Annotated in this window: 10 protein-coding genes and 2 pseudogenes; all 12 read left to right on the top strand. The window is 40.4% G+C overall.

Annotated features, from left to right (window positions below):
• Positions 1 to 452 (top strand): annotated as a pseudogene (locus QZ135_RS08925) (hypothetical protein); the annotation flags it as partial.
• 6 nt (positions 453 to 458) lie between these two features.
• Positions 459 to 896, top strand: a complete 438-nt coding sequence (locus QZ135_RS08930; protein ID WP_294608062.1) for a DUF5958 family protein — start codon at positions 459 to 461, stop codon at positions 894 to 896.
• Between the two features lie 233 nt (positions 897 to 1129).
• A pseudogene (locus QZ135_RS08935) lies at positions 1130 to 1705 on the top strand (RHS repeat-associated core domain-containing protein); the annotation flags it as partial.
• A gap of 679 nt (positions 1706 to 2384) precedes the next feature.
• Complete coding sequence (locus tag QZ135_RS08940; RefSeq protein ID WP_294608064.1) at positions 2385 to 2825, top strand: hypothetical protein; 441 nt, start codon at positions 2385 to 2387, stop codon at positions 2823 to 2825.
• A gap of 386 nt (positions 2826 to 3211) precedes the next feature.
• Positions 3212 to 3676, top strand: a complete 465-nt coding sequence (gene ndk, locus QZ135_RS08945) for a nucleoside-diphosphate kinase (protein WP_294608067.1) — start codon at positions 3212 to 3214, stop codon at positions 3674 to 3676.
• A 155-nt stretch (positions 3677 to 3831) separates the two neighbouring features.
• Complete coding sequence (locus QZ135_RS08950) at positions 3832 to 4563, top strand: type III pantothenate kinase (RefSeq protein WP_294608070.1); 732 nt, start codon at positions 3832 to 3834, stop codon at positions 4561 to 4563.
• Entirely contained in the window at positions 4550 to 5812 is a 1263-nt protein-coding gene (locus QZ135_RS08955) for a hypothetical protein (protein WP_294608072.1), read from the top strand. The genes QZ135_RS08950 and QZ135_RS08955 overlap by 14 nt, the downstream gene beginning before the upstream one ends.
• Before the next feature lie 38 nt (positions 5813 to 5850).
• Complete coding sequence (locus tag QZ135_RS08960; RefSeq protein WP_294608075.1) at positions 5851 to 7170, top strand: tetratricopeptide repeat protein; 1320 nt, start codon at positions 5851 to 5853, stop codon at positions 7168 to 7170.
• Positions 7171 to 7181: 11 nt separating this feature from the next.
• The gene (gene lptC, locus QZ135_RS08965; protein WP_294608078.1) at positions 7182 to 7829 is read left to right on the top strand and encodes an LPS export ABC transporter periplasmic protein LptC; all 648 of its coding nucleotides are present in this window, start codon (positions 7182 to 7184) and stop codon (positions 7827 to 7829) included.
• A 3-nt stretch (positions 7830 to 7832) separates the two neighbouring features.
• On the top strand, positions 7833 to 9089 hold the full coding sequence (locus QZ135_RS08970) for a hemolysin family protein (protein ID WP_294608080.1): 1257 nt from the start codon (positions 7833 to 7835) through the stop codon (positions 9087 to 9089).
• A gap of 121 nt (positions 9090 to 9210) precedes the next feature.
• Positions 9211 to 11349: a SurA N-terminal domain-containing protein gene (locus QZ135_RS08975; protein WP_294608083.1), complete on the top strand. Its 2139-nt coding sequence runs from the start codon at positions 9211 to 9213 to the stop codon at positions 11347 to 11349.
• A gap of 156 nt (positions 11350 to 11505) precedes the next feature.
• Positions 11506 to 12546, top strand: coding sequence for a 23S rRNA (adenine(2503)-C(2))-methyltransferase RlmN (gene rlmN, locus QZ135_RS08980; protein WP_294608086.1), 1041 nt, complete (start codon positions 11506 to 11508; stop codon positions 12544 to 12546).
• Positions 12547 to 12555 lie beyond the last annotated feature (9 nt).

Genomic DNA, 12555 nt, shown 5'->3' on the forward strand with positions numbered 1-12555 from the left:
GACTTGTATCGCGAGGGACGGATGCTATTACAAGGCCGATAGGAGAGTTCTTAGTTTGGAGTGGCGCAGGTGAACTTGGTGGACCTCTAGTTGGACAAATATTTGGATGGGGAGCTAAGGGCTTAGTGAACTTATTAGGGAAAAGTGGGGCTAAAGCTGCAACTCAAACTGGTGCCCATACATTAACAGCTAGTGAATATCTTCGGATAGAAAATGCTGCAACTCGAATAAATATGCCTATAAATGTTGTCGGTAGTCGTGCATCTGGTACAGCAACGGCATATTCTGATTGGGACTATATTATTGAGGGAATAAATAAACATAATTGGAATAAAATAAAAAATTCTCTTCCAGGCGCACGGTCTATATTAGACAATACACCACGGAATATAGATCTTATAAAGGAACCTCTTGATAGAACAAAACCATTTATAACAATTTATCCACGATAATAGTTTATGAAGTTTGAGCATGAAATATTAATTAATAAGTACGGTCAGGATCTAATAGATATAGATCAACTAGTACTTCTGTATAAAAGCTTTGGAGAAGATTATAAAAGGTCTTTTATTCACGGTCTCATAACTTTGATAATGCAATCAAAGCCTAAAAAAGAAGACATTAGAATAGCTATATGTAATAGTTGTTTAAAGGAGAGTTATACACCATGTGTTTTGTTAAAAAAGGATTTGTCACAATCTAATCTTTATAAAATTGGAGGATTGCCCTCCTATGAATTAGAGAAAACCGTAGTATTATTTCTAAATTTATTTAGAGTAGCTTATAAACGTAGATTTGAGAAAGAAAGGAATAATATTTATAAATGGTGGTATTGGGACTTGTCTGATAGTAGAAATCTAAAAAGAATTGAGGATGGAAAATTGACGATGGATTGATTTTCTGTCCGTTCAGTCGAGTATGTTATCCGGCTGAAATACTAAAATCTTCAATCAATTAATTGAATGGTCCCTACCTTTTACAACAAAACACAGAGGTAGGGATCTTCTTCTTGGCTTATATCTCTTATCATGACGAGCTTGAGCGTTCTTTTCTAACGGCACAAAAAGCTGTATTCAACAATGCTCCTTTCAACAAGAATTTCTTTACAGTCTGGTTAACAGCCTACTATAATGGCGATTTAACACAAGATTTAAACAAAGGAATAGAGAATATTCAATACAATTGCTTAAATTTGCCAAGACTGGTAAAGTTTAAGGATCAGAGTACTATTACTTATACTTATGCGGCAGACGGTACAAAGCTGCGCGTGGAACATAAGATAGGAAGTAGCACTACCCGGACAACTTACTGCAGTAATGTGATCTATGAGGATGGTACAGCCAAGTGTTTATTAACGGAAGAGGGCTATGTCTCTTTAGACGACCGGGAATATCACTATTACCTGAAGGACCATCAGGGAAACAACCGGATACTGGTAAACAAGAATGGTGGCGTAGAAGAAATCAACCATTATTATCCATTCGGAGGTATCTTTGCAAGTGAAGAGAATGTGCAGCCTTATAAATATAATGGTAAGGAACTGGATACAAAGAAGGGGCTGAACTGGTATGACTATGGGGCGAGGGAGTATGATGCGGCACTGGGAATCTTTACTACGGTGGATCCTTCATCCGAAAAGTATTACCCGACCTCTCCTTATGTTTATTGTGGAGGTGATCCTATAAATAGGATAGATCCTACGGGAGCGGACTGGTATAAGGATAGTGACGGCAATTATCATTGGGCTGAAAGAGGTGGCTACATTGCTGAAGGATGGACATGGGTCGGTTCTTCAGTCTCTATAGAAATCAGTAAAAGTAAGTATGTCAATTATTATGAGAACGGTGGTATTGTAGCCAATAAGCCGGTCAATGCTTTTGATCTGATAGCTTCCAGCCCTAAATTGCAGAATCTTTTTCTTGGTGAGAATAGTCTGTTATCGGAGGCTTCCAAGTCAAGGTTGTTCAATGGACTTGTATCGCGAGGGACGGATGCTATTGCAAGGCCGATAGGAGAGTTCTTTGTTTGGAGTGGCGCAGGTGAACTTGGTGGACCTCTAGTTGGTAAAGCTATAGGGTGGATACTCGGGAAGGTGATGTCTAAAGTGAGTCCGTTGTTGCGTCCTTTAGGACTTGGAAACACAGGTAGGTTTATTTCGAGAAATCTAACAGAAAAATTAGCGATGCAAGAAATTCTAGCAAATCCTGCTGCAGGTGAAATAATTGAAAGAATGAATCCTATAAATGCCCCACGTTGGTTTGGTTGGAGAAAGATGCAATATATACATACCGGATTAGATGGAAATAAAACAGTGATACACTATGTCGGAAAATGGGAAGAAGGTGTTTTGAAAGCAGTTGATGATTTTAAATTTAAATAGATTCATGAAAGTACGTTGCATTAATAATACAGGAAAGAGTATAAGACAATACGAGTATAAGTCTTTAAAAAAAGAACAATTAGGTCGATTTGGTGCTACTGAATATACGCAATTCGGATTGGAAATTGGTAAAGAATTTCTAGTGATGGGTATGCTGTTTGGTGAAGGAGCTTTGGATTATTTGATAGATGACGGAGGATATATTTCGGCATATCCTTATCCGCTTTTTGAGATCATTGATAATAAAATTCCTTCCTTTTGGTATTACAAAGCTTTTTGCTGTGCGGATGAAAAGTATCCCTATAGAGAAGCTGTTTGGGGGTATTATGAATTGGTTTTTGATGATATGCACTATGAACAACTGGTAGATGTGGAAAAAGTTGCATGTCAGATTTATTTTAAACGTAAGATGGAATTAGAACAAGAATTTAGCTTGTATAAATAGTCTTTAAGAATTTTGTTCAACTGGATATTCTATCTGATTGAACGGAGTATTGGAATTTTAATCCGCTATTTAAATTTTCCCCGTCTCTGAAAGCTAAATATTTTTAGAGACGGGATTATTTATTGATGGAATTTAAAATATATTCTTTTGCCGTTACGACGGGCTGGATCGTTTGACCGCCGCTCACTTTAGTGGTTCTGCCTATGGTTCTAAATTTCCTGCCAGTAACATGATATCTACGGAATGAAGTTAAATGCGTTTACAACTTCCTGTACGCTATCATCCCTTTGCATAAAAAAAGCCAATAGAAACCTTGTTTCAAATAAAAATCGTATTTTTGAACAGAGTAAAACAACTCTATAACTTTCAATAAAAAAACGACTATTATGATGGAAAAAACACTGGTTATTCTGAAACCATGTACCCTGCAGAGGGGACTGGTAGGTGAGATTACAAATAGGTTCGAACGCAAAGGCTTACGTTTGGCTGGTATGAAAATGGTTCAATTGACAGACGAAGTGCTCAATGAACACTATACCCATTTGAGTGCAAAACCCTTTTTTCAGCGCGTGAAGGATTCAATGATGGCATGTCCGGTCATTGTGTGCTGCTTTGAAGGGGTGGATGCTGTTGAAGCGGTGAGAGCACTGACAGGCCCTACCAATGGCAGAAAAGCAGCACCCGGAACCATTCGCGGAGATTACAGTATGAGTTTCCAGGAAAATATAGTCCATGCATCCGATTCGCCTGAGGCTGCCGAAGTGGAGCTGAAGAGATTCTTTAATCCCGAAGAAATATTCGAGTATGAGCAGGCTACATTCGGTTTCCTTTACGCTAACGATGAATATTGATAGAAAAAAAACGTATTACTGAAAAAGTCTTTAATCCTTGTATATTCGCCGGATAATGAAAGCGTTCGTCGATAATTTTTTCTTCTTCTTAGATAAAATGTTGCCGGAAACTATATAAATAGTATCTTTGCGCCGCAAATTTAATTAGTAATGCTGTGAATCTGGTTGTCGATATAGGAAATACAACGGCAAAGTTGGCGCTTTTTGATGGAACATTGCCGTTGGAAGTGGTATATGATTCAAATAGCACGTTAGAGCTTTTGCCTGATATTTGCAGTCGGTATGCTGTTGAAAAAGCGATTGTGGCGAGCGTCATAGATTTGAGTGAATGTGCTTTGGCGCAACTCTCAAAGCTCCCGGTGCCTGTGCTTTGGCTGGATGAAAAGACACCACTGCCGGTGGAGAATTTGTATGAAACTCCTGAAACGCTGGGATACGACCGTATGGCGGCAGTGGTGGGGGCGAATGAGCAATTTCCCGGCAGAGACATCCTGGTGATTGATGCCGGTACCTGCATTACATATGAATTTGTTGACGCTGAAGGGCGCTATCATGGCGGGAACATATCTCCCGGCATGCAGATGCGTTTCCGGGCGCTTCACCAGTTTACCGGGCGATTGCCTCTGGTGCCTCGTGAAGGGCGTGAACTCCCCATGGGGAGGGATACTGACACTGCTATCCGTGCGGGAATATTAAAAGGAATGGAATATGAAATTTCAGGTTACATAGTGGCTATGAAACATAAATATCCTGAACTTTTGGTTTTTTTAACGGGCGGGGATGATTTTTCTTTTGATACGAACTTAAAAAGTATCATCTTTGCAGACAGATTTTTAGTGTTGAAAGGATTAAATCGAATTTTAAACTATAATAATGACAAGATTTAGACAAACACTTTTGGTGCTTTTGCTCACGATATTATCTGGGGCGATGGTCGCTCAAAATAATACAAATTCTCCCTATACAAGATACGGATACGGACAGCTGGCAGACCACGGGTCGGGTAATAGTAAGGCAATGGGTGGCATTGCTTATGGCTTACGTGATAAGTATCAGACCAACTTCGCGAATCCGGCATCCTATACGGCGGTCGATTCGTTGACCTTTATGTTTGATGGGGGGATTTCTATGCAGAACACCAACTTAAGTGACGGAGGCGTCAAGATGAATGCCAAAAACTCAAGTTTTGATTACATAACGATGCAGTTCCGCCTTTCCAAATGGGGCGCCATGAGTATAGGACTGTTGCCTTATTCCAATATCGGATATAGCATGGGAAGCTATACGGAAAATGAAGAGGTGCCTGATAAATCTTACATAAATACTTATTCCGGAGAAGGAGGTTTACACCAACTTTATTTAGGTGCAGGTTTTAAAATTCTTAAAAATCTTTCTGTTGGTGCGAATATTTCGTATCTTTGGGGGGATATCTCGCATAGCCGTTATCAGACATTTCCGTCTGATGCGACCGTAATGCCGTTGACGACGGTTACCGGAATAGAGATTACAAGCTATAAACTTGACTTTGGCGCGCAGTATACACATCAATTTGGCAAGAAACATGCTGCCACTTTGGGTGTCGTCTTCTCGCCGGGACATAATTTGAGTAATGATTCATATGTGCAGGAAACACTTGGTAATCAGAATACCGGATATAGTTCAACGCAAAGGGATACGGTATTAACGATGGGTATTCCTATGACTTTAGGTGCTGGTGTGACATATGTGTATGATGATTGTCTGACGGTAGGTATGGATGTGATGTTCCAGAAATGGAACAGTGTGACATTCATGAATGATCCGGCTGCTTTCTGTAATCGTGCAAAGATTGCCTTGGGTGCGGAATATATTCCTAACCAGTTAGGCAGAAGCTATCTTTCACACATTAAATATCGTTTGGGAGCTTATTATTCCAAACCTTATTATAAAATAGACGGTGTGCGCGCTTCGAATGAATACGGGGTGACTGCCGGTTTCGGATTGCCTCTTCCACGTAGCCGTTCTGTGTTGAGCATCTCGGCACAATATGTGAGAACACAAGGCACAGAAGCCCGGTTTGTGAATGAGAATACATTGCGAGTTTGTATTGGTGTGACATTCAATGAACGTTGGTTCTGGAAGCGTAGGGTTGAATAAAAAAGAATAGACAATATAACAACTAAAATTTAAATACAATGAAGATTAAAACGCTTGTAGCTGTTTTGCTCCTTTCGGGTGGAGTAACCAGCGCTTTCGCACAGACTGAAGATTGTAATAAGAACAGTAGTATTTCTCATGAAGCGGTAAGAGCAGGTAATTTTAAGGATGCTTATCTGCCGTGGAAAGAAGTGCTTAAAAATTGTCCAACATTGAAGTTTTATACTTTTAATGATGGCATAAAGATATTAACAGCTTTTTTGGGCGATATAAAAGACCGTAATTCGGCTGACTATAAGAAATACTTCGACGAATTGATGGAAGTATATGATTTGAGAATGCAATATACACCAAACTTCCAGCATTTGAAAGGTACGCCTTCTGTAGGGGATACCAAAGGAAGTAAGGCTATCAGTTATATCGCTTATGCTCCGAATGTGGATGTGAATCAGGCTTATACTTGGTTGAAAGAATCTATAGAATCAGAAAAAGAAGGTTCTAAAAGTCCTATTTTGCACTATTTCTTGGATATGTCTTTGAATAAGTTGAAAGCTGACCCCAACCACAAAGAACAATTTATTCAGGATTATCTGACTGACTCTGAATATGCAGATGCTGCTATTGCCGCTGAAAGTGACCCTGCCAAAAAGAAGGCTCTGCAACAAGTGAAAGATAACATTGTAGCAATGTTTATTAATAGCGGTACTGCCGACTGTGAATCTCTGCAAGGTATTTATGGTCCTAAAATTGAAGCTAATCAGTCAGACTCTACTTATCTGAAGAAAGCTATCTCTATCCTGAAGATGATGAAGTGTACTGAAAGCGAAGCATATTTCCAGGCTTCTTATTATATGTATAAGATTAACCCGACTGCTGATGCAGCTACAGGCTGTGGATTTATGGCATACAAGAAGGGTGATTATGATACAGCAATCAAATACTTTGATGAAGCATTGTCGCTGGAAAATGATAATGAAAAGAAAGCTCAGATTGCTTATGCTGCTGCAGTTTCTTTGTATAATGTGAAGAAGCTTTCACAAGCCAGAAGTTATTTACAGAAAGCTATCAGCTTTAAGGAAAATTATGGTGATGCATACATCCTGCTTGCACAGCTTTATGCTTCCAGCCCGAACTGGAATGATGAGCCTGCATTGAATAAGTGTACATACTTTGTAGTTATTGACAAATTGCAACGTGCTAAGGCTGTAGATCCGACTGTGGCAGATAAAGCAAATGAGTTGATTTCAACATATGCACGTTACACACCGAAAGCTGAAGACCTCTTTATGTTGGGTATTAAAGCTGGCGACCGCGTTACAGTAGGTGGCTGGATCGGTGAAAGCACAACGGTTCGATAAGAAATATAAATATGTTACCACAACGAAGTAACGTTCTATTTTGTAGAAGTTTGAGCATAACCATTGCCTTTGGGGCAGTGGTTATGCTTCTTTTATTTTCTGCCTGTTCCGGGCGCCATAAAGATTTGGGAGATGCCATCACTGAGCGTGATTCTTTGCCTGTGATGGATACGAAAGGGGTGATGACTTTGATTTCTGACTCCGGTGTCACCCGCTATCGCATCAATACCGAGGAATGGTTGGTCTTTGATAAGAAGAATCCATCCTATTGGGCATTCGAGAAAGGCGTTTTTCTGGAGAAGTTTGATTCGGTATTCAATGTGGAAGCAAGTGTAAAGTCGGATACTGCTTATTATTATGATAAGCAAAAGCTGTGGAAGTTGATGAGTAATGTAGATATTCGGAATCTGAAAGATGAGAGGTTTGAAACCGATCTGCTTTATTGGGACCAAAATAAGCATACTATCTATTCCGATAGGTTTATCCGCATTGAACAACCGGACCGTATCATTACGGGACATGGATTCGACTCCAATGAACAAATGACTGTTTATAAAATAAGAAAGCCGGAAGGCATTTTCTATGTGGACGACGATGCCACAACGCCTACCGACAGTTTGCAGACTGACAGTTTGCAGGTTGATAGTATCAAACCGTAAATTATGGATACCTATATTTATTTATTGATTACTATGGCTTTCTCTGCCTTCTTTTCAGGTATGGAGATTGCTTTTGTTTCCGTAGATAAACTGCGTTTTGAAATGGAACGTAAAGAAGGGCTGACTTCTCGCATCCTTTCCTATTTCTTTCGTAATTCCAATAGCTTCATTTCTACCATGCTGGTAGGTAATAATATTGCGCTGGTTATTTATGGTATCCTCATGGCGCAAATTATTAAAGTTCATTTGCTGGGAGATTTGATTTCTAATGATTTTGTAGAAGTACTGTTGCAGACGATAATCTCCACGCTTATTATTCTGGTTACAGGTGAATTTCTCCCTAAAACTTTATTCAAGATTAATCCTAATCTTGTGTTGAAGGTGTGTGCTTTTCCCTTGATTATCTGTTATGTCATTTTGTATCCGGTGTCTCAACTGGCATCCGGGTTGTCTTATCTCTTCTTACGTCTGTTTGGAATGAAGATTAATAAGGAGGCGCAAGAAAGAGCTTTTGGTAAAGTTGATTTGGATTATTTCGTCCAGTCCAGCATTGATAATGCCGAAGATGAGGAAGGACTGGACACCGAAGTGAAGATATTTCAGAATGCGCTTGACTTTTCCAGTATTAAAATACGTGACTGTATCGTACCGCGTACGGAAGTTGTAGCTGTTGACCTGACTACTTCCCTGGAAGATTTGAAGAGCCTTTTTGTTGAGTCCGGCATCTCTAAAATTATTGTTTATGACGGAAATATAGATAATGTGGTAGGTTATATTCATTCGTCTGAAATGTTCCGTAATCCTGCCGACTGGCGGAATAATGTGAAGGAAGTTCCTATTGTGCCCGAAACAATGGCAGCGCATAAACTGATGAAGCTGTTTATGCAGCAGAAGAAAACTATTGCGGTTGTGGTGGATGAGTTCGGCGGTACGGCGGGCATTGTTTCACTGGAAGACTTGGTGGAAGAGATATTCGGTGATATTGAAGATGAGCATGATAACACTTCGTATGTTTGCAAGCAGATTGGTGAGGGTGAATATGTGCTTTCCGGTCGTTTGGAGATAGAGAAGGTGAACGAGACATTTAATCTTGATTTACCTGAAGAGGATGATTATATGACCGTAGGTGGATTGATTTTGAACCGTTATCAGAGTTTCCCGAAATTACATGAAGTAGTGACTATTGATAAATTCCAGTTTAAAATAATTAAGGTTACAGCCACAAAAATTGAGTTGGTACGTCTTAAAGTGGTCGAATAATGACGGAATGGTATATTTTTTTAGAGAATAAATAGATGCGTATTAGCATTTTTTGTATCTTCGTGCGCTAAAATGAAGTTTGGAGAAAATAATAATAAACAAATAAATCATATTAACTAAAATGGCAACATTACAAAACATTCGGTCTAAAGGACCCTTATTGGTGGTTGTAATTGGTTTGGCGCTGTTTGCTTTCATTGCAGGAGATGCTTGGAAGGTATTGCAGCCGCACCAATCACATGATGTAGGAGAGGTTAACGGAGAGGCACTTTCCGCTCAGGATTATCAGAACTTAGTAGAAGAATATACTGAGGTTGTGAAATTCTCCAGCGGTTCAAATGCACTTAACGACGAACAAACCAACCAAATTAAAGATGAAGTTTGGAGAAATTACGTCAACAATAAGCTGATTGAAAACGAAGCAGAGAAGCTTGGTTTGTCAGTCTCTAAAGCAGAAATTCAGGCAATCATTGATGCAGGTGTACATCCGATGTTGCAACAGACCCCGTTCCGTAATCCGCAGACTGGTGCTTTTGACAAAGATATGCTGAAGAAGTTCTTGGTAGATTACTCTAAGATGAACACAGCACAGATGCCGGCACAATATGCTGAATATTATCAGTCTATGTATAAGTTCTGGTCTTTCTTGGAAAAACAACTGATACAGACTCGTCTGGCAGAAAAATATCAGGCTTTGGTATCGAAGTCTCTTTTCTCTAATCCGGTGGAAGCTCAGGATGCTTTCAATGCGAGAGTAGATCAGTCCGACTTGTTGCTGGCCGCTATTCCTTATTCCTCTATCGTTGACTCTACCGTAACCATTACGGATGCCGACCTGAAGGATGCTTATGGAAAGAAGAAAGAACAATTCAAGCAATATGTAGAAACTCGTAACATCAAGTTCATTGATGTACAGGTGACTGCAAGCCCCGAAGATAGAGAAGCTATCCAGAGCGAAGTAATGGAATACACAGAGCAGCTTGCAGGTACTCCGGGTGATTATTCAACTCTGGTTCGTGCTGCTGGTTCTGAAGTTCCTTATATTGATTTGTATTATACATCTAAGGCGTTGCCTACTGATGTTGCAGCTCGCTTGGATTCAGTATCTGTAGGTGGGGTATATGGTCCTTACTATAATGCAACTGACAACACTATTAACTCATTCAAGAAGTTGGCTACTGCTTCAATGGCAGACTCTATCCAATATCGCCAGATACAGGTGGTTGCTGAAGATGCTACTAAAACAAAAGCTTTGGCCGACAGTATCTATACTGCTATTAAGGGTGGTGCAGATTTTGCAGAGATTGCAAAGAAATACGGTCAGACCGGTGAGTCAACCTGGATTTCTTCTGCTAACTATGAAGGTGCACAGTTGGATGGTGACAACCTGAAGTATGTAAGCACTATCAACACTTTGGATAAGAATGCTCTGACTAACCTGAGTCTGACACAAGCAAATGTTATCTTGCAGGTGATGGACAAAAAGGCTGTTAAGGATAAATATAAAGTAGCAGTCATCAAGCGTCCGGTAGAATTCAGTAAGGAGACTTATAGCAAAGCATATAATGAATTCAGCCAGTTCATTGCTTCTAATCCGACTTTGGATAAATTGGTTGCTAATGCTGAAGATGCAGGTTACAAATTGCTGGACAGAAACGACCTGTACAGTTCTGAACATACTATCGGTGGTATCAGAGGTACTAAAGAAGCTCTGAGATGGGCTTTCTCTGCAAAACCGGGTGAAGTTTCGGGTTTGTATGAATGTGGCGAAAGTGACCGTATGTTGGTGGTGGGTGTTTCGGCTGTAATCCCGGCAGGTTACCGTCCGTTGGCTTTGGTGAAAGACCAGTTGAGACTGGAATTGCTTCGCGACAAGAAAGCTGAGAAAATCATGGCTGATATGAAGGCTGCCGGTGCAACTTCATTCGATCAGTACAAAGCTATGGCGGATGCAGTTAGCGACTCTGTGAAACACGTAACTTTTGCAGCCCCTGCTTATGTTCCTGCATTGCGTGCGAGCGAACCGTTGGTAGGTGCTTATGCATCTGTTGCTGAGCTGAACCAACTGAGTGCTCCGATTAAGGGCAATGGTGGTGTATTTGTTCTCCAACCGTATGCAAAAGAAAAGATGAACGAGACTTTCAATCAGGAAACCGAAGAAACTACATTGCAGAATATGCATGCCCGTATGGCAAGCCAGTTCCTCAACGATTTGTATCTGAAAGCTGATGTGAAAGATTCACGTTACCTGTTCTTCTAAGGAATTATAAAATAATTCGAGATATGAAAGCCGTCTGATGTTATATCAGGCGGCTTTTTCTTTCTGCCTTTCTGTCATTTTCTGTGCCTGCCATTGCCTTTGTGCAACTTTATTCCTACCTTTGCAAAGATAAACTGGAAAGATTGATAGATAATTATGCCGAAACTAACTCTTTTAGGATTAACACTCGCTGAATTGCAGGAGGTGGTGAAGAGACTGGGAATGCCAGGATTCGCCGCCAAGCAGATTGCTTCATGGCTGTATGACAAGAAAGTGAACTCCATAGATGACATGACTAACTTGTCGTTAAGACATCGGGATCTTCTGAAAGATATCTGTGAAGTGGGAGCGGATGCACCTGTGGATGCGATGCGTTCGGTAGATGGTACGGTGAAATACTTGTATCGGGCTGGTGAGAAACATTTTGTAGAGGCGGTTTATATTCCTGATGAAGAACGTGCCACGCTTTGTGTATCTTCGCAGGTGGGATGTAAGATGAATTGTAAGTTTTGTATGACCGGTAAACAAGGTTTTATTGCTAACCTGACTGCCAATCAGATTATCAATCAGATTAATTCCCTTCCCGAACGGGACAAGCTGACTAATATCGTGATGATGGGCATGGGAGAACCTCTGGACAATCTGGACGAGGTGTTGAAAGCCCTGGAAATAATGACTTCTTCTTATGGCTATGGATGGAGCCCTAAGCGAATCACTCTTTCTACGGTTGGATTGCGCAAAGGTTTCCAGCGCTTCATAGAGGAGTCCGAATGCCATTTAGCCATTAGTTTGCATTCTCCTGTCATCATGCAGCGCCGCGAACTGATGCCGGCGGAGAAAGCCTTTTCTATTACAGAAATGGTAGACGTGTTAAAAAACTATGATTTTAGTAAACAGCGCAGACTATCTTTTGAATATATTGTTTTCAAGGGTGTGAATGATTCGTTGCTCTATGCTAAAGAATTGTTGAAACTCTTGCGCGGACTGGATTGCCGTGTTAATCTTATCCGCTTTCATGCTATACCGGGCGTAGAATTGGAAGGTGCGGATATGGAAACAATGAATAAATTCCGTGATTATCTGACTTCTCATGGTTTGTTTACCACGATACGTGCTTCCCGGGGTGAGGACATATTCGCCGCCTGTGGCATGCTTTCCACTGCGAAGCAGGAAGGGAATAAACAAGAATTAATATAAATTATTAAC

The organism is uncultured Bacteroides sp. (genome assembly GCF_905207245.1).
In the GTDB taxonomy this organism is placed as follows: domain Bacteria; phylum Bacteroidota; class Bacteroidia; order Bacteroidales; family Bacteroidaceae; genus Bacteroides.

Excerpts from the sequence above, each read along its gene's own strand:
- QZ135_RS08970 (WP_294608080.1), top strand. The coding sequence starts at position 7,833 with ATGGATACCTATATTTATTTATTGATTACTATGGCTTTCTCTGCCTTC.
- QZ135_RS08940 (WP_294608064.1), top strand. The coding sequence starts at position 2,385 with ATGAAAGTACGTTGCATTAATAATACAGGAAAGAGTATAAGACAATAC.
- lptC (WP_294608078.1), top strand. The coding sequence starts at position 7,182 with ATGTTACCACAACGAAGTAACGTTCTATTTTGTAGAAGTTTGAGCATA.
- QZ135_RS08960 (WP_294608075.1), top strand. The coding sequence starts at position 5,851 with ATGAAGATTAAAACGCTTGTAGCTGTTTTGCTCCTTTCGGGTGGAGTA.
- QZ135_RS08930 (WP_294608062.1), top strand. The coding sequence starts at position 459 with ATGAAGTTTGAGCATGAAATATTAATTAATAAGTACGGTCAGGATCTA.
- QZ135_RS08955 (WP_294608072.1), top strand. The coding sequence starts at position 4,550 with ATGACAAGATTTAGACAAACACTTTTGGTGCTTTTGCTCACGATATTA.
- ndk (WP_294608067.1), top strand. The coding sequence starts at position 3,212 with ATGATGGAAAAAACACTGGTTATTCTGAAACCATGTACCCTGCAGAGG.
- QZ135_RS08975 (WP_294608083.1), top strand. The coding sequence starts at position 9,211 with ATGGCAACATTACAAAACATTCGGTCTAAAGGACCCTTATTGGTGGTT.
- rlmN (WP_294608086.1), top strand. The coding sequence starts at position 11,506 with ATGCCGAAACTAACTCTTTTAGGATTAACACTCGCTGAATTGCAGGAG.